At 32.5% G+C, this 17,266-nt stretch carries 17 protein-coding genes, 1 tRNA gene and 1 pseudogene; 8 read left to right on the top strand and 11 right to left on the bottom strand.

The features are described 5' to 3' along the window. Positions 1-7 precede the first annotated feature (7 nt). Complete coding sequence (locus ACQH1W_RS04745; RefSeq protein WP_341762907.1) at positions 8-577, bottom strand: hypothetical protein; 570 nt, start codon at positions 575-577, stop codon at positions 8-10. Between the two features lie 55 nt (positions 578-632). Beyond that, positions 633-1,301 (bottom strand): hypothetical protein, encoded by a 669-nt coding sequence (locus ACQH1W_RS04740; RefSeq protein ID WP_425360962.1) that lies wholly within the window; start codon positions 1,299-1,301, stop codon positions 633-635. A 343-nt stretch (positions 1,302-1,644) separates the two neighbouring features. On the opposite strand from ACQH1W_RS04740, the gene ACQH1W_RS04735 reads away from it, so the two are divergent. After that, complete coding sequence (locus ACQH1W_RS04735; RefSeq protein ID WP_341762909.1) at positions 1,645-1,821, top strand: hypothetical protein; 177 nt, start codon at positions 1,645-1,647, stop codon at positions 1,819-1,821. An 86-nt stretch (positions 1,822-1,907) separates the two neighbouring features. On the opposite strand, the gene ACQH1W_RS04730 is transcribed toward ACQH1W_RS04735, so the two are convergent. After that, positions 1,908-3,515 (bottom strand): IS1634 family transposase, encoded by a 1,608-nt coding sequence (locus ACQH1W_RS04730; protein ID WP_425361205.1) that lies wholly within the window; start codon positions 3,513-3,515, stop codon positions 1,908-1,910. Positions 3,516-3,630: 115 nt separating this feature from the next. Continuing rightward, a pseudogene (locus ACQH1W_RS04725) lies at positions 3,631-3,993 on the bottom strand (helix-turn-helix domain-containing protein); the annotation flags it as partial. Positions 3,994-4,600: 607 nt separating this feature from the next. On the opposite strand from ACQH1W_RS04725, the gene ACQH1W_RS04720 reads away from it, so the two are divergent. Then, positions 4,601-4,677, top strand: a tRNA-Arg gene (locus ACQH1W_RS04720). A gap of 669 nt (positions 4,678-5,346) precedes the next feature. On the opposite strand, the gene ACQH1W_RS04715 is transcribed toward ACQH1W_RS04720, so the two are convergent. Further along, a protein-coding gene (locus ACQH1W_RS04715) for an IS630 family transposase (RefSeq protein WP_375332614.1) occupies positions 5,347-6,350 on the bottom strand; the annotation gives its coding sequence in 2 pieces (ribosomal slippage) (positions 5,347-5,868 and positions 5,871-6,350; 1,002 coding nt in all). A 152-nt stretch (positions 6,351-6,502) separates the two neighbouring features. Here ACQH1W_RS04715 and ACQH1W_RS04710 point away from each other — a divergent pair. Both ACQH1W_RS04710 and ACQH1W_RS04705 read left to right on the top strand, forming a co-directional pair. Continuing rightward, on the top strand, positions 6,503-7,672 hold the full coding sequence (locus ACQH1W_RS04710; protein WP_375332613.1) for a tyrosine-type recombinase/integrase: 1,170 nt from the start codon (positions 6,503-6,505) through the stop codon (positions 7,670-7,672). A 58-nt stretch (positions 7,673-7,730) separates the two neighbouring features. Next, complete coding sequence (locus ACQH1W_RS04705) at positions 7,731-8,039, top strand: hypothetical protein (protein WP_341762875.1); 309 nt, start codon at positions 7,731-7,733, stop codon at positions 8,037-8,039. Here ACQH1W_RS04705 and ACQH1W_RS04700 read toward each other — a convergent pair. Continuing rightward, the gene (locus ACQH1W_RS04700; RefSeq protein WP_375333236.1) at positions 8,036-8,911 is read right to left on the bottom strand and encodes a DNA adenine methylase; all 876 of its coding nucleotides are present in this window, start codon (positions 8,909-8,911) and stop codon (positions 8,036-8,038) included. The genes ACQH1W_RS04705 and ACQH1W_RS04700 overlap by 4 nt on opposite strands. A gap of 534 nt (positions 8,912-9,445) precedes the next feature. Here ACQH1W_RS04700 and ACQH1W_RS04695 point away from each other — a divergent pair. The 4 genes from ACQH1W_RS04695 (at position 9,446) to ACQH1W_RS04680 (ending at position 13,319) form a co-directional block, all read left to right on the top strand. Beyond that, positions 9,446-10,330 carry a sensor histidine kinase gene (locus ACQH1W_RS04695; RefSeq protein WP_375332612.1) on the top strand — a complete coding sequence of 295 codons (885 nt, stop codon included), beginning with the start codon at positions 9,446-9,448 and terminating at the stop codon, positions 10,328-10,330. Between the two features lie 63 nt (positions 10,331-10,393). After that, a complete protein-coding gene (locus ACQH1W_RS04690) occupies positions 10,394-11,587 on the top strand; it encodes a hypothetical protein (protein ID WP_341762872.1) in 1,194 nt (397 codons plus the stop codon). A 395-nt stretch (positions 11,588-11,982) separates the two neighbouring features. Beyond that, positions 11,983-12,582, top strand: a complete 600-nt coding sequence (locus tag ACQH1W_RS04685; protein WP_341762871.1) for a bifunctional (p)ppGpp synthetase/guanosine-3',5'-bis(diphosphate) 3'-pyrophosphohydrolase — start codon at positions 11,983-11,985, stop codon at positions 12,580-12,582. 71 nt (positions 12,583-12,653) lie between these two features. Beyond that, positions 12,654-13,319, top strand: coding sequence for an HD domain-containing protein (locus ACQH1W_RS04680; protein ID WP_375332542.1), 666 nt, complete (start codon positions 12,654-12,656; stop codon positions 13,317-13,319). On the opposite strand, the gene ACQH1W_RS04675 is transcribed toward ACQH1W_RS04680, so the two are convergent. The 5 genes from ACQH1W_RS04675 to ACQH1W_RS04655 form a co-directional block, all read right to left on the bottom strand. Further along, positions 13,299-14,627, bottom strand: coding sequence for an MFS transporter (locus ACQH1W_RS04675; RefSeq protein WP_341762999.1), 1,329 nt, complete (start codon positions 14,625-14,627; stop codon positions 13,299-13,301). The genes ACQH1W_RS04680 and ACQH1W_RS04675 overlap by 21 nt on opposite strands. A 96-nt stretch (positions 14,628-14,723) precedes the next feature. Next, the gene (locus tag ACQH1W_RS04670; protein WP_375332611.1) at positions 14,724-15,248 is read right to left on the bottom strand and encodes a hypothetical protein; all 525 of its coding nucleotides are present in this window, start codon (positions 15,246-15,248) and stop codon (positions 14,724-14,726) included. A gap of 51 nt (positions 15,249-15,299) precedes the next feature. Then, positions 15,300-15,821, bottom strand: a complete 522-nt coding sequence (locus tag ACQH1W_RS04665) for a lysozyme (protein WP_425360961.1) — start codon at positions 15,819-15,821, stop codon at positions 15,300-15,302. Then, the gene (locus ACQH1W_RS04660; protein WP_375332609.1) at positions 15,751-16,269 is read right to left on the bottom strand and encodes a hypothetical protein; all 519 of its coding nucleotides are present in this window, start codon (positions 16,267-16,269) and stop codon (positions 15,751-15,753) included. The genes ACQH1W_RS04665 and ACQH1W_RS04660 overlap by 71 nt, the downstream gene beginning before the upstream one ends. A 24-nt stretch (positions 16,270-16,293) precedes the next feature. Further along, entirely contained in the window at positions 16,294-17,184 is an 891-nt protein-coding gene (locus ACQH1W_RS04655; protein WP_341762865.1) for a hypothetical protein, read from the bottom strand. Positions 17,185-17,266 lie beyond the last annotated feature (82 nt).

Here is a 17,266-nt window from a genome sequence, read left to right as displayed (position 1 = left end):
TCCACAGTTACTTTCTTTTTTCTTCTCCGCTACTCAGTCGTGCTATCTCGCCAAGATCAGATACACCTTTTAACACCGTACCTAATGCTTGCCAAGGTGCGGCTGAGTTAATCGAGCTAATATTGCGGTTAATTGCCTGCTTGTTTAAGTCAATTAGTGCCGTGTTTAAGTTTGATCTTGGTCTTTGATGAAAATACTCCGCCTCAACACTTCTTGCCTTCATTTCATCCATATAAGCCATATGCCTCAGCAACAAGCCAGCTGAATCAGTGCTAGTTATACCAATGCCAGTTTTTAGGATATTATAGCCCAGCTGCTGACGATTATATAACTGCTCTTGCCGTAACATATCCACGTGATAACTTGATATCGCCCCATATTCAGCGGTTCGCTCAAAGAGTTGTTGACGATCAAATTTAAGATGCTCTTGTTGTTGCTTGAGTAAATACTGCTGCTCATATAATGATTGTTTGGTTTTTTCTCTATTACTTCTTAGTTGGGCATAAGTGTTAAGCAAAGACGTCCCCGTAGCAAATACATTCGCACCACTCGAGAAAAAGTTTAGAAAATCAAACATTACATGTCTGCTTTTTTATATTTTAGAAACAAAATTTACAACGCAATGATTATATTCAGTTAGTCATACAATGTTCAGAAGGTATCTCAACCACTTCTCTAGAACCATCTCGTCCCGGAAAATCTTTAAACAGAGCTAATATTAAACATTTGCCAACTATAAAAAAATCACCTATATTACCAATATTTGTAACTTTTCCTTCATATACTTTAATAGCATCATTTCCATCATTATTTAGATAAATATTAAGATCAAATCCAAGAGTATATACAATGTGTGTTGCAACTTCTGTTCCTACTCGTTGCAAAGTCTGTGGAGTATAAGAACTACCAGTGTAAGAACCACTATTATATGAACTTATAGATCCTGAATGGTACGTAGTATCCCCTTGCACATAGCCATATACAGGAAAAGATTCTACGATTTTTTCACGGTTAAGCATTCCATACGAAAAATACACCATATAATTTGCTTGCTCTTGATTGTGTATCTCAGTTAATCCACTGTTATTTAGTTGTTCAGCAACCAGCTTCGCATATTGTTGGAATTCAAGGCTATCTTTTTGGTTACCTAAAGGCAATATAATAAATTTTCTTTGATTAATATCAAAATCCTTATGAAAAACAGTAACTGTTGATATAATTTGATGAGTACAACCATTGAGAAAAAGACATAAGAATATTAAAAAGAATAAATTTTGATTTATTTTTTTTAAAAATATCATGACATTTCCTTTATTTTTTAAATAAAACATTAGAATAACTTACCCCTTATAATTTGGCAAGATTTTTGCCTTAGCATAGATTTTAAGTATACTAACCGGGTAGGGCTTATCTACCTTAAAAGTTACATCAATATCGGTTTTGATTGCTCCCCGCATGATGAAATTCATCCAACCTGACTGGTAAGGGGTGGAAAGTACGTCACAAACTTCCTTGGTGGTGGTTGTGGTTAAATATTTTTTGCTCAGTACAGGACAAAGAGATTAAGGAGAGAATAAAAAATAGTAGATAACGCGTAGACAAAGCTCTATTACTTAGGTTGTTAAAGACTTAAGAGGCAAGAGAATGATTACAGCGTTATCACAATTAATAGGAGACTACTTTTTTAATAGTTTTGCAAGTATAAAATTAATAGAACAAATAATATTAGGATTACTGCAAGTGAGAGATGTAAATCTTACACAACTTGCCTTAACGATAAAAGGAGACAAGCAAGAATCACGCTACTCATCTTCGAGATAAATATGAGCAAAAATTATGCTATAGAAGTAGATTGTCATGCGGTGTGTGGGACAGAAAATTAAATTTTTGTTACTGACTACATTTTATCATTTTGCAGATTTTGTCATTTGGGGCATCGTTAAATCAAATAAATTGAATAAATTTTGTTGAAACTCGCTTAATTTTGGTAATCTTGCAACTTTGCAACCCTTGATTGTGTAATATAAAAAACATACTTTATCCAGCTCTCTTAATGCTTCCTCAATGGTCACATTATATTTACCATCCTTGGTTACGCCACAACCTTGTTTCAACTTATTTTTCATATAGTGCCATATTTTTAATGCCAACATACAAACAAATACATGTCCCTTCGTTCTATTGCTTTTCCTTAAAAAGATCGGTCTTACTTCGAGTAATCCTGTCTTCATACTGCTAAAATTCGATTCTACTTCATGTAAATTATGGTAAGCTTTATCAACCAATTCTTTACTCATCAGTTTAATTTCAATCTGTGTTTCAATCGCATAACAACCATCAAGAGCAAACAACTCTTTTTTCTTATCTTGATCAATTTCAACCACTATTTGGTTGCCATCTAATTTTAGGTTGATAAATTTATCTATCCGCCATTCTTTGGCAATTTTTTGAATATTATTTAAACCAAGTTCTAGCTTTGCTTTCTTATGGGTTGATACATATATATTACGCTCTTCAATCTTTGCAACCAATTTTTCAACTCGGGTATTCCTATCAAACTCAACTTTTCGGGCTATAGAACCATTTTTCCTTAAAATATATCTTTTGCCATTATTGGTTACTTCGCATAGCTGTTCTGCAAAAAAACTATATTGCAAAACTCCGCTTTTCTTTAAGCTTTCAATCTCAACTTTACTTAAGGTTGTAATATAGTCCCATCCTTCTTTGCTCAGGGCTTCTTTGCCTAGTCTCTTAATCATTCCTTTATCACCAACAAAGACGATATTCTTAATACCAAAATTAGATTTTACTAGCTCAATCTGCTCATAAATGGTAGAAGGATCAGCACTATTACCCTTAAAAACTCTAACAGCCAAAGGTTCGCCATGATCATCAGTTAATAGACCAATCACTATTTGCTTTTTACCCTTCTTTTTATCCCGATTGTACCCATATTCCGCAAGTTCATTCTCTGTTCCTTCGAAATAGCTGGAAGTGACGTCATATAAAAGCATAACAGGCGGCTTGTTATTTTTCTTTTGATAAGTTTTAAATAATTTTAATTCGATCTTTTCTTGGTTCTCTTCTAACCATTCTAGAGCCTGATATAAATGGTTTTCATCAAATGAATCGACAGATAATACATCAGATATCGCATGCGATTTCGCCCATTTCACGTTGGAAAGTCTAGACCCTTGGTGAGCAAAGCGTGCTAAAACCAAAAATAGACTCAATAAAGCTTCTTTGCTTCTAGTGCCAAGAGCCTTAGTAATACCAATTTCATCAGCAATTCTTTTTAGTAGAAAAATAGTCCCAAAACTTTCACCAACCTCAGGAACACCATCTAAACCATCAAATTCACCTTTAAGCATCTTCTTAAAAGCCTCAATGCGTAAATCATCCCAGTTAGTTAAGTTAGCTAGGGTTTTATTTAATACTTTCCCGTTCTCGCGATAGGAAGTACGAAGCAATATTGCAGGACGAGAATTTCTATTTGGAACAGTTGTAATATACATGAAAGAAATTATATCTCTAAATTCTAGCATTGTCAAATAAAAAATATCATTTACATGACTACAAATCTTATAGCAAAATCCTTATAAACCTCATTCTTTAGGTGTTTTAAGCACTTTTTCGTCTAGAAGATGAGTCATGACGTAGCCAAACAGACCTTACTCCACCTCCAAAGATAATGATACCTCTCCTACGTAATTCATTAGCAGTACGTTCCTGATCATAAGCAGGAAATTCAACAGCTATATTAACTACTGCATCCTCGATATTAGATGGAACACGATTCTTCAAACATGGCTTCTTTCTAGTCATCTCAAACAAAGATTCTGCTCCACCTTGCTCATGCAGTTCCTTATAGCGGTAAAATGTATCTCTGCTATAGCCCATTACTTTACAAGCTTGCTATACGTTTCCTAGTTGTTCTGCTAATTGTAATAAACCAATTCTTGGTTTTATAATTTTTTCTTGATATGTTGTCATCTGACAATCTCCTTAATAAGAGGTTGTTAAAATTTGCTGGGTACGATTTTATTCCATATTTTCGTATCCAACAACTCCAAACTGTCAGATCAAGTCTTTACTTTTACAATTTTAAATGCTACCTTCTAAACAAAATGTTTGAGATTGGCAAACCAATTTCTGTTGCCGTTTGCTAACCTTCTATTTTGGGGTTAGGGGTAATTTATCTCAAATCCTATTTATGCAACAAAGCCACTCTTTCTTACTATCTTTATCTCTTTCTAGATACCTTATTTCCTAGCTTGCAGTATCTTTTAGTTCTTTTATTCCTGTTCTAAACATTTGCACCCCCTTCTACTCACAGTTGCGATTTTTAAACTGCCCTGTTCTAGGTTTGGAAACTTATGATCTTGACATAATAGGAGTTTAGGGATATAGTATACTCTTTCTAAAAATTTTCAATTTTAAGATGTTTTATAAAAATAAGCACACTATGCTATCTAGGATTCAAGTATACTCGAATGGTCTTACGAATTGAAAATGAATTAGGAACGCACTCAGTGTACTTTGGTACGTGAATCCAATAATATCTCAAAAAACAATTCTTTAAAACAGAAGAGTATATATAGCACCCGTAGCTCAATTGGATAGAGTATATGACTACGGATCATAAGGCTGGGGGTTCGACTCCCTCCGGGTGTGCCAAATTTTTTATTAGTTTTAGCCATTGAAGTCCTAGTACTCATAAGCTTTCCTCCTATAGTTTGAATTAATATTTAAAAACCATCTAAACCTAATATATTTGTCAATTTATGATAAAAATTGGGGTAATTTCTTGCAAAACCAAAATAAAACCTACATGAAAAATAATAGTTTCTAGTCACATTCTTAGTTGAATTGTTATTATAGTTTTAAACTAAAATAGGTTAATTAAATAAGTTAATTTTTTTAATTGTTTTTTGCTTAAAACTTAATATTAATAATTAAATTAACAATAAATATCACAAAAATCATCGGTATATAACTCAATACACATTATCAATTAAGTGCTTACTTATCAGATATTTAGGCATCAACTATAATAACAATTTTAGCTGATGTTACTAAGTTAACACTATTCTAAAAATTTTCTAAATCTAGTGAAAATCCCCTGTACTATCAGGAATAATGGGTGTATTTGTAGAACATGAAACTGCGTGGTGCAGTATCAAGCACCGAGGTTAGAATGATAATAGTCAAATTTTTAATTCTAACCTCAATGTCTATTTTTTACAAAACAAAAAACAGGATTTTACTCTATGCCCTCCTATATTAAAAATCAATAAAAAACCACTTAATTTAAATAAAAAATACCAATAATACTAATTCCCTAATTTAATTTAGCAAATAATTCATACAACAAATCGATTTAATTAGTGAGGCACTTAAATTTTTAAGGCAGGAACATACTACTATTTCTAGTTGTTCGATTGTGTCATATACTCTATTCTTTATAGTATTAGACTTTAAATATTGCCACAATTTTTCTGTCGGATTCAATTCAGGAGAATATGGGGGTAAATAAAGAATTTCTATATTTGTTGCAATAATTAGCTCTTTAGCTTTGTGCCATCCAGCACAATCCATAACAATAATCGCTTTTTGTTCTCCTATCTGTTTAGACATCTCTGCCAAAAATATATTTAAACAAACGGTATTGACATTTGGCATCATTAAAGTAAAATCATCACCTGTGATTGGGTTAACCGCACTATAAACATAGAAATTTTGAAAGCCCATTTTGGCTTTAACTTGAGTTCTGCTACCTTTACGAAACCAACCATAACCTAATTTAGAATGAGTCCCAAAACGTGATTCATCAAAGAAATACAAGTAACTGCTAGGGTTATTTGTTATTGTTTCTTGAAGTTTTTTTTAAACCCTTCATGAGTTTCTTTATTCTGTTTGTAATGCACTGGTCTTGGGGTAATGTATGCAAATTTAAGTTTCTGTAATACTCTATGTACAACCGATTTACTAGCATCAATCTCCAAATTTTCTTTAAGTTTTATGATGATATTTTTTATTGTCATGTTACAATCGTCTTGTAACCATTTATTTATTGCTTCACAACAATTTTTTGTTAATTTACTTTTTCGTCCTCTACCTTGTTTATATTCAAGGCTTTTATCATTACCTTGAGCAAAGCTTTTTACCCAGTTCCTAAGCGTATTGGTTGTTATATTAAATACCTTACATACTACACCAACACCATTTTCTTTAGCAGCAATTATAGCCATAAGTCTAATAGCAACTCTATTATCTCGGTTCATGCTTGCAAGTTGCTCAATAGCACGTTGGTATAACTCTTCTGTTATTAATCTTTGATGACATCCCATTATATTCCTTTCCTTAATTTATTCATAAACTTGGAATATTATAACATAATCTCATCTTTTTTCTACTATTTATACTAATTTAAATTAGGGAATTAGTATAACATCATTAGTGTAAACGCTATTGAAACTAATAATATAATTAAGGTAGATATATGGCAACTTTCAAATTACATTTTACTCAAGATTCTATAAGCAAAATTATTCCTCCCAAAACTAAACAAGATTTTTATAATGATATCAAAGAAAAGGGCTTATATCTTATTGCAAACAAAAGCAAGACTTTTTACTTACGTAAAACAGTGCAGAAGAAATGTCCTAGTCGTTCAATTAAATTAGGTAAATTTCCTTATATGTCGATAGCAGAGGCAAGAAATAAAGCTGCTGAACTAAAAAGACAGATAGCAAGAGGCATTAACCCTCTTGAAAAATTAGCTATTGCAAATAATCAAATAGATAATCAACCAGCCGAACTAACAAATAATCCAATAGATGATAAATTAACCAAATTAACCGTTAAAGAGTTTTTTGATAAACATTATATTGAAGAACACTGTAAACGTAGAAATAGAGGCTGGGAAAATGATATTGCTAGAATGAAACGATTAGGTAAAGATTATTATGACATGAAAATAGCTACTGTAACAAGGGCTGATATTCAGAAAACGTTTAATGATATTAGCAATAATAGAGGTCTATATAGTGCTAACGACTTTGTTAAGTTATTTAGTGCGATGTTCAATAGGGGTATTAAATGGGAAATGTTAGAGAAGAATCCAGCAAAGGATATTGAAAGAAATCCGGAAAATGTCAGAACACGATATATTGCAACCATAGAGGAATTGACAAAGTTTATTAAGACAGTTATTGCAGAATGTACTAGTATAACTGCAGATGCTATCTTAATGCTATTATTTACTGGAGCTAGGAGAAGTAATGTTTTATCTATGAAATGGCAGGATATTAATTTTGAAAACATGACATGGACTATACCAGCTAAGATTGCTAAAAATAATAAAACACAAAGAGTTCATTTAGTGAACTCTGCCCTAAGCATATTGACAAGAAGACAACAAGAAAATAATAATAAATCAGTATGGGTATTTCCAAGTAGCCATAAAGATAGTAAGAGTGGTCACATAGCAGTCCCACAGGAGGCTTGGCAGAAAATTTGTAAAGTAGCGGGTATTGACGACTTAAGGATACATGACTTAAGAAGAACACATGGTATACTGCTCGTAAATGAAGAGTTGGTAGACGAAGATCAAAATCAACAAGTGCTAGGAGTCTTCAAGCCGAGGAGCGCAGCGTACATTAGTACGTGAGCACCGCAGGTCTTGGACAACGACAACGCAATTGTTGATTTTCATCGAGTATAGTTGGATGCGTAAAGCTGGAGCAAATAGAGAGATAATAGGTGAGGCTTTAGGTCATAAGGATCAAAGGTCAACAGAAGTATATGATATTATAGCTAAGGAGCAAGTTAGAGAGTTTCAGAACAAAGCTGCGATTCCATTCGACAAAATTCTGAAAGACACAGAATTTTTTACAGAAAATAAAGTAGCTCTGCCAAAGGAAACAAAAGAAATTACTGATAATGTTCAATTTAATAATATTATTGAGGCATTGCAAATACAGATTGAAGTACAGCAAAGAATGATTGAAGAATTGACGAAACAGATAAAAAACTAAATATACTTAAATGTAAGAGTAGTGCTGAGTATATATTGAGTAATCAGCATAGCAATCAGCTTATTCATAATGATAAGCTCTTTGGCGATTTCTTTCTGTACGTTTACTTTCTGTCCAGTTATGGTGTATTTAATGTCAACAGTATTTATGGTGAAATCTTGGTATATTTCTCTGATAAAATTGGTGTCACTATTAGAAATCATTAGTTTTACACCTTTGCTAGTGAGTTCCTTGGCAAAATCTCTTAGCCTGACTTGTTCCTGTTCATTAAAGGGCAATCGAGTATAAAATTTCTCTCCAGCCTTATGATAAGGCGGGTCAAAATAGACAAAATCATTTTCCTGAGGTTCGATAAATGAGAAGTCAGTGACGTAAATTACGGTATCACTTAGAAAGCTACTGCATTGTTTTAGTCTTTTCTTAAAATGAGAGATACCATAGTTATGAGTAGAAAAGTGCAAGCCAAGCTTGCCCTTTTTGTTGATACAATAAATGCCATTAAAACAATATTTATTTAAATAAAGAAACCGAGCAGTGATGTTAGTAGGGTCATTGCTGTTATCATTGTTTAGTACACTGTAATAATATTCTTTTGAGTGCTGTGCTTTGTGTTGGGACAATAAATCATTTACTGCTATTGGATTCTTTTTTACAGCATTGTAGCTGGTAATTAATTCTAAATTAATGTCAGATAAAAAACATTTCTGACACCTATCTTTTATTTTGAAGAATAATGCACCACCACCAAGAAAAGGCTCATAATAATTATTGAAAGTATCAGGAACATATTGTATCAATTGATCGGCAAGTTTTCTTTTGCCGCCAACCCAATTAAAGAATGGTAACGACTTATTTTGGGTAGTAGCCATGATGGTAAGTGTTCATTATTCAAGTATATAAATATCTCACTTATTGTATCATAAATATCACAAAAATGCTACAAGAATCATCGGTATATTGGTAAAAATGGTGGTTTAAAAGTCATGGTCAATGGAAGTACTCCCTTTCTTCTGCTAAACAATTAGCTTTATTGGGTATAAAAAAACCTGATACAATTTTAGGCTGATATTTGCCTTAAAATGTAAGTAGATAATTAGATATTTATGCAATTAACCGCGTTAGGTAGCTTGTTTGAACAACTAATTTACGGCTTGTTTCTTAGCTGTTTAGCCAGCGACTATAAGAATAATCTTACTCACTGTCTCTAGTTTAACACTATTCTAAAAAACTTTATAAAAAAAATTACTAATCGTGAAAAACCGCTGTACTCTGAGGAAAAATAAGAGTATTTGTTAAGACGACGTTACAATAATGTAAATGTCAAGCACTAAGGTTAGATATCAATCGCAAAATTTTTCTCTAACCTCAGTGTCTATTCCACCTAGAGTAAAATAGGAGTTAATTCTATGCCTACCGATATAAAAAATCAACAAGAAAACAAATCTACCCATGAAAAAAATAATATTAGTCTAGAACTAGCTAATTTTATCCACCAAGATTCTGTAAGAACTATATCCATTAGCATAAACAAACCTTGTAGTGAGATGTTTGCTCTTTCTACAGTACTATATGAACACGAGGATGAACCCAACAAAAAGAGTACTATAGCTGTGTTTGTCGCTTATGCTAAGGACTTAATGTATTACTCTAGAAATATAGTAAATTTTACTAGCTACCCAATCTCAATTGCTGCCACAAGCGTAGTACCTGCCGCTACAACTTCTAGGAAATTCAACCCTGAAACGTTAGTAAATAACGTTCTTAATAAACTAATGTTATCCTCTAAAAATAAGGGCATAAGGTTTGCAAATAATTTCAGAGATGACATTCCAACCATTATCATTGGTGACGGTTACCGACTTGAGGCAATATTAACCCAGTTAATTACTAATGCCATTAAATATACTGAACAAGGCGGTATTACCTTAACCACTTACTTTTTTCCTGAAGGTATCAAAATATTACAAAATGATAAAGACTACAATAGTAAAAAAACCACAGAAGCTCAGAAAGCCAAAGATATTTTACAATTCATTGTTCATGATACAGGTATTGGCATGTCTGAAGAGCAGCGACAATATATCTATAAGCAATTAAATGGTCTCGATGGTGAAGAATTGGCGACGGATTCAAGCTCAGAATCAACTTTAGGATTAGGTCTAAGTTTAGTCAAACAATTTATTTATGAAGTAAATGGTAAAATTGATGTTAGTAGCCGGCAGGGTAAGAGTACAACCTTTACTTTGCAAATACCTGTAACATCAACATCAGCTAAAGGATTGCATCAATGATGAGATTAATAATTATTTACACAACTATGTAAAAATATCTAATAAATTTGGAGGATAAATATTATGACTGAACTTGTTAAAATTAATAACTTTTATGAACTTCTTGAAAAACTACAAGCTGGTGAAAATGTGCCTGATATAAATCTTGAAAACTATAATATTGGTACTAGTGGTGTAAAGCAACTTATCCGAGCTTTGAGGAACAATAACACAGTAAAGAGCCTATATCTTTGCAACAATGCGATTGACGATGATGGAATAGAGCTAATTGCGGATTTTTTGCAAAATAATAACACTGTAACTACAATAGATATTAGCGAGAACAATATTGGCAATAGAGGTATATGTAAACTTGCAGAAGCGATGAAAGGCAATAACACTATAACCCAAATAGATATTAGTGATAACAATATTGGTGATACAGGAGCTTGCCGACTTGCAGAAGCTTTAAAAAACCATAATATAACTGTACTAAATCTTGATGGAAATAATATTGAAGATGGTGGAGCAGAAGGCTTATCTATGTTTTTAGAGGATAATAATAGTATATATAGGCTATCTCTTGCTGAAAATAACATAGGAGCAAAAGGAGTAGGAGAGCTTGCTAAAACTCTAAAACATAATAAGTCTATAGAGATGCTGGATATTGCGTGTAACAATATTGGTGTAGAAGGAGTACGATCATTAAGTAATCTTCTCGAACATAACGAAACCCTAGCCTCTCTAGATATTGCAAATACTGGAATTGGAGCAGAAGGGGTGGGACTGCTTAGCAAAGCTTTGCAACATAATAAAGTTTTAAGTGAAATAAATCTTAACAGCAACAATATTGGTCGTAAAGGAATAAGTCTGCTTATCAAAGGACTAAAGACTAATAGCACATTGGATTGTATAAAGCTTAAATGTAACAATATTGATCATTATGGTGCAGCTATACTAGCACGCTTTCTAGCAAAAAATCGCACTATAAAGTACATAGAACTTGAGGGCAATAAGATTTATGATTTTGGGATTGTTAGACTTTTTAAGGCTCTAGAAATTAATAGAGCCATCAAAGAGATAGATTTTGGCTATGAGGACACTATGAGTACTACTGGGATAATAAAACTAATAAGAATTCTAAATGCTAATAAAGTTGTCAGCAAGATAATAATAGATTTGGGAGGAGTAATGGTTGCTGATGTAGCAATAGAGTGGTTAATTAAGGCTATAGATATCCACAACAAAAAACTGACTGGTAGTTTGTCGGTGGTTTAACACTATATTAGGGAAAAAATAACAGTGTTCTGATTAATGAGAGTATTTGGGGATAGGATGCCACGTGGTGTGGTGTTCAGCACCGAGGTTAGGACAACCAATGCAAGATTTTAATCTAACCTCAGTGTCTGTCTTCTGAAACACAAAAAATAGGAATTAATTTTTTAAAAATAATATAAAAAAGCATTGAAGCATTTCTATTATTAGTGTAATATGGCTTTATATTTAAAGTATGCCTGTACACCAAATTATCTAATGGAATGGCAGAATGATAGTTTATGAGTCTTTTATGACAAATATGTATTAATTTATTAACTAATTAATTGCTGATAATTGACAGACTAGTTGTTAATTGTTAACATTAAAGATTCTGAGTATAGAGTATAATATTAATTATGCAAGGTAGCACTACTAATGATTTACGTAACATTATGGCTAATATTAGGACTAATCTGAGAAAAAATGATGTAGAAGCTGAAATACAGTACAGATTAAAAGACCCTTATTCTGTTTTACAAAAGATGTTAAGGAAGAATATAGAGGTGAAAAAATTAACTGACCTAATTGGTTTTAGGATTATTGTGAATAAACAATATGACTGTTACAAAGTATTGGTTACTCTTTACAATATCTATCCTGTTAATATGGGAAAGACTAAAGACTATATTGCTGATCCTAAGGATAATGGTTACCGTTCTTTGCATCTCGTAGTTATAGCTGATATCTATGACCGTAACATAGAAATACAAATACGGACTAGAAGGATGCATAATATAGCCGAATTTGGCATTGCCAACCATGAAGAATATAAAAAAACGCAGGAAGAAAAATTAAGAAAGTTATTTTATGAGGAGAGACTTAATACAGTTGCTATTAATGATGAAATAAATGAAGCCTATGATATTTTTAACCAGTTTAATTGGACTATATCAGAACTCATTGCTTATGAGCAGGCGATTGAAAATCTTTGGCGTAAATTCCAAAATAATTCTTAAGAAATATAACAAAATCATTGGCAATATTAGTGTAATTTAATGTAGAATTAAAATAACGAAAGAGGCATTTCATGGAAGATATTAACAATTGGCAGATCAAGTTTAAATCTTGCGAATATTCTGCTAAGTTACTTAGTAAATTGATTTCACTAAATGAAAAAGTAACTCACCCAGTAGATATCAGAGAAATTATCAAAGCTATCTATTATGCTAAGAAATATCATGGTAGTCAAATGCGGCAATCAGGTGAACCATGTTACTCACACCCGATTGAAGTAGCTTATATGTTTGCTAGCTATACAGCTCAAGCAGTTCACCAATTATTTAACACTAACATGATCGTTACCAGTTTACTACACGACACGATCGAAGATACAAAACTTACCGAAGAGATGATTACTCAAATTTTTGGGAGTCTAATTGCTAGCCAAGTGGAAGCTCTAACAAGAATCAAGCCTTACGGCAAGATTAGCTCCAAAGAGATTTTAGATTTATTAGTTCAACAAGAAAAATATGATGTAGCATTGATTAAAATTTTTGATCGCATTCACAACTTACAAACTCTAGGAGCTAGATCACCTGAAAAGGCACTGAAGGTAGTTAAGGAAACTATAGGATATTTTATAACTCTTTGTATTCGCTTAGAAATACCAACAGCCGAGCAACAATTAGTAAATCTATGTTACAAAAATTTGCCTATTAACTCCATACCGGCTCTAGACTATACAGTTTTTTGAGTGGATGATTTTAGCTATTTTCGTCAGGTTTTCAAAATGCAATAATCCGTAAGTAAAACCAATGATTATAGGAATTATAATAAACCATATTCCCCAATTGCCAAAACACTCAACAAGGTAGACAAAACCAAAAGCACTAATAACATATATCATAGCACGAGATACAGAAAATGTCATGCTAGCATAGGTAAAACGTTTAAATATAGGAAAGCTTTTTAAACAAATAGGAGTAGCGGGGTTTAAGCATTGTTTCCATAAAACTATAAAAAATTGAATAAAAAATAACTGATAAGGAGAATTAACATTATTCAATAAATACGGACAAAATATCATAAAAATAGAAAATATTAGCAGTGTAATTTTTATGATTAATAATGGATATACTTTTAAACTTAAATAACATAATATTAATGTGATTAACAACTCCATTATACAAACAATAAAATTATGCTTAATAATTTCGGGTACTGTGTAACCAAAGCTAGTTTTTAAAATATTACCACAATATATATAAATAAAATAAACACATACCGGTAAGGCACATTGTAGTAAAAAGAAAGCTATTACAGTTTTTTTATTAACTTTTTCTTGCCAAATAGGATCGTTTTTTAAAATATTTATATCTGTATTAGTTGTTTTAAAAACTTTTTTTATTCGACGTTTGGCATCGGCAAATTCTGGGGCTTCTCTAAGTTTTTTTCTTGCAACAGAACCAACAAATGCAATTATTGCACCAATCCAAAATGCTATACGCCAATTAATACCATAACAAACAACAAGTGAAGAAATTGCCAAAGCTCCTACTGTTCCTAGGACAGCACAAGCCCCTATCAATCCAACACTTGCATATTGTATTGGGGGCGCAAGCATTTCAGTTAAATAAAGTTCTGCCCCTACTATTTCGCCCATAGAAGACATACCTTGAACAGCCCGGCAGATAATCGCTATCCAAACCGCTACGATTCCTACTTGTTCGTAAGTAGGAAGATTAGCCATAACAACGCAAGCAGATGACATCATGAAAGTTGTGATGATAACTGTTGATTTACGCCCTATATTATCACCTATCCATCCAAATATTAAAGCCCCTAATGGTCTAAGTAGGTAAGTTGTACAAAAAGCACCTGCAGAATACAAAGCAGTAGTGTGTGGATCAGTTTTGGGAAAAAATAATTCATTAAGAACCCCTGCCATATGAACGTAAATCATCAAATCAAAATATTCAAGGAATGTGCCTATTGATAGTAACCTCACAGCTTCTTTTTGTTCTTTGTTTAAACTTCTTTGTTCTTGAGGATACCCTATCATTTTTCTTACCATCAATAGCTTGACTATTAATGATAGCAAGAAAAAATAATATTAAAAGTGAAATGATAATTTTTAGTTGACAATATCACCGAATATTTAATAAAGCCTAAATAGTCTAGGAGATACCTCTTTGACATATTCACTATACATTTCAGGATAATCACCTTTGAACTTTGGTAGGTCAAAGGTTTTGCGGGTAGCTTGCTTCCACGATACAAGAATATTATCACCTTTTTTTAGGTAAATATGGAATTGCATATAATTCATCACTTCTAACTTTAAGCTATCTTCCTTGCAGAGTAGCTGTTGTTGTATCTCTTCCAACTGATTCAGCTCTTTTACTTTTTCAGCTATTGCGTCATTTGCTTCAATAATATTTTGGCTATCAACATTATTGCTAGAAATAGCATAGTGTTTTCTTGCCTGCTGGGCAGTTTGGGGCATAGTTTGGGACACAGTTTGCGGTATTACCTCAGGGGTAGTGGAAGTCTGTTTTACAGTATCGTTTAAAACAATTTCCTGAGGTTTATTTTTCTTTTTGCTCAAATTAACAACATTTTGGCTAACAATGTTTTGATACTGATCTTGATTTTTCTCTATTTTTATCCTTGCGGCTTTCATTTTTTTATCCTTGTCATATGATGCTGTTTTTTTATAAAATTTTCACATAATCTAATTTTGCAAAAATATTTCTCTCTCTAATAATCGTCTTCTAACTAAACCTTTAAGCTTGATACCTCTAGCATAAACCCATTTAGGAAATTCATCAGCAGCTGATAAATATTCACCTCGTAGCAGCTTTTGTCGTAAACTGGAAGCTTGAAATGCACCAGCTCCGCAGTTGAAGATAAATGATATCAAAGCTCCCTCTTGTGAGCAGTTTAATGGTACACGGCAATGTCGATAAATGGCATATTTGGCTTGTTCTATATCCTGCTCTAGCAAGTAATCAGCGTGTTCTCGCGATATACCATCAGACATTTGTTGTTGTTCGTACTCTTTTATCACATGCCCCCAGCCGATAGTTTTTAAACCAGCTGGGCAGTAATATGGTTGTAGCTTCAAGCTTTCAAAGATTTTAATGATATATTCTGCTTTACTATTGCTATCATTTGCAGCAAGTTTAATATTTGTATCCATTAACTTTACCATTACTACTGCCGTTGACATAGGTGTAACCGTTATTGTTACCATAACCATTCACTCGGTATCTGCCAAAAGCCCGATGACCAAACCAAAAACCAATAACTGCACAAAATATACCTTGATCCTCACTGCTCCATATAGTGTCAACTGATGCACCAAATTTTATGACGATAGCTAATTTTAATGCTACATAGAGCAGAAAGAATACATAAGTAATCATTGGTCTAACAGTGCTAGATAAAAAATCCACCCAATTATTACTACTGTTATTGGCTATTTGCATACCGGCATATTGATACAGATATTTACTGTCATCATTATCAGCCTGAATTTGGATTTCCTCAAGTCTAGCACTATGGATAGTATTTGAAGCTTTGATTTGCAGACCGATTAATTTCAGCTCATGTTCCTTGTCTTTCTTATCTTTAAGAAAATGCAAAATCTCCGGTATAAAACTACTGAAAAATCCTAACAAGCCTGATATTAGTGCTAACATATTAATATACTTAAATTATTACAGTTAAATTACGTTAAAGGTCATAGTTCCATTAACGGGATCGATTACAGTTTTTAACTGCCCGGTAAAACCTACGAATTCAAAGAGAGTCTGATTTTTAACCCTACTATCCCAAGAAACCTCATTTTTACTTAATTGTGTTATTTTGTTATTTAAATTTGTTATTTGATTATTTAAACCATTAATCTCTTGTTGTTTGTAATAAATCTGATTAGTGAAGTTATTAACTTGCGTAGTTAAACTATTAATCTGTACTTGTTTTTGCTCAACTTGTCTGAGTAAATTAGTATTCTCATTTTGTTTTTGATTAACAACGTTATCTCGTGCAACTAGCTGTTGTTCTAAATCACCTATTTTATTAAGCAAACCTTCAGTTTCATCTTCTGCTGCAATATCTGATAGGTGTAAACTAGCTAGCGAGGTTAGGCTTTGGCTTAAATCTTTACTATTCTCAAGACTAAGGCTATTTAGGTTGTCAGAACTATTAACACAGATGATATATTTTAGCCCTTTAATATTGCTGGCTCGAAGACGTTCATTTAGGTTCTTCAGATTATCTCTACCAACTCGGTTGCCTAAATTCCAAGGCAGGACGATATAATTACCTTCATCCTTAGAATTCATGGATATTTTAGTGAAAGGATGCCCAGTACCCAAATAAAAGCTTAGTGATGCTTTAGGAAATGTTCTAATCTCAGTGCCGCTCGCAGTTACTATGTGCAGCTCTGCTTTTTCTACTTGATTTGGTATAAAAATCTTATCGCCTAAGTGAAATTTAGCGATATCCGGTAAATGATCACTATTACTTGCATGAACATTTTTCATGATTGTTCTAAGATTATCGATATCTTGTGATCTGTTAAATTCGACAACAATTTTTCGTATTTTTCCCATATAATCCCCTGTAGTATCTGTATTGTAGGGGAGTTATTATATCATAAAAAATCACAATTTGCATCAAGTTTTGTGATATTTT

Origin of the sequence: Candidatus Tisiphia endosymbiont of Stenodema calcarata, assembly GCF_964030695.1 — a bacterium.
Classification (GTDB): domain Bacteria; phylum Pseudomonadota; class Alphaproteobacteria; order Rickettsiales; family Rickettsiaceae; genus Tisiphia.
This window is presented reverse-complemented; position numbering and strand designations above follow the sequence as displayed.

Bases quoted from the DNA above. Each gene is read 5' to 3' on its own strand.
- ACQH1W_RS04680 (WP_375332542.1), top strand. From the start codon at position 12,654: ATGGAAGATATTAACAATTGGCAGATCAAGTTTAAATCTTGCGAATAT.
- ACQH1W_RS04740 (WP_425360962.1), bottom strand. From the start codon at position 1,301: ATGATATTTTTAAAAAAAATAAATCAAAATTTATTCTTTTTAATATTC.
- ACQH1W_RS04665 (WP_425360961.1), bottom strand. From the start codon at position 15,821: ATGGTAACAATAACGGTTACACCTATGTCAACGGCAGTAGTAATGGTA.
- ACQH1W_RS04745 (WP_341762907.1), bottom strand. From the start codon at position 577: ATGTTTGATTTTCTAAACTTTTTCTCGAGTGGTGCGAATGTATTTGCT.
- ACQH1W_RS04660 (WP_375332609.1), bottom strand. From the start codon at position 16,269: ATGTTAGCACTAATATCAGGCTTGTTAGGATTTTTCAGTAGTTTTATA.
- ACQH1W_RS04675 (WP_341762999.1), bottom strand. From the start codon at position 14,627: ATGATAGGGTATCCTCAAGAACAAAGAAGTTTAAACAAAGAACAAAAA.
- ACQH1W_RS04670 (WP_375332611.1), bottom strand. From the start codon at position 15,248: ATGAAAGCCGCAAGGATAAAAATAGAGAAAAATCAAGATCAGTATCAA.
- ACQH1W_RS04730 (WP_425361205.1), bottom strand. From the start codon at position 3,515: ATGTATATTACAACTGTTCCAAATAGAAATTCTCGTCCTGCAATATTG.
- ACQH1W_RS04735 (WP_341762909.1), top strand. From the start codon at position 1,645: ATGATTACAGCGTTATCACAATTAATAGGAGACTACTTTTTTAATAGT.
- ACQH1W_RS04710 (WP_375332613.1), top strand. From the start codon at position 6,503: ATGGCAACTTTCAAATTACATTTTACTCAAGATTCTATAAGCAAAATT.
- ACQH1W_RS04695 (WP_375332612.1), top strand. From the start codon at position 9,446: ATGCCTACCGATATAAAAAATCAACAAGAAAACAAATCTACCCATGAA.
- ACQH1W_RS04690 (WP_341762872.1), top strand. From the start codon at position 10,394: ATGACTGAACTTGTTAAAATTAATAACTTTTATGAACTTCTTGAAAAA.
- ACQH1W_RS04655 (WP_341762865.1), bottom strand. From the start codon at position 17,184: ATGGGAAAAATACGAAAAATTGTTGTCGAATTTAACAGATCACAAGAT.
- ACQH1W_RS04705 (WP_341762875.1), top strand. From the start codon at position 7,731: ATGCGTAAAGCTGGAGCAAATAGAGAGATAATAGGTGAGGCTTTAGGT.
- ACQH1W_RS04685 (WP_341762871.1), top strand. From the start codon at position 11,983: ATGCAAGGTAGCACTACTAATGATTTACGTAACATTATGGCTAATATT.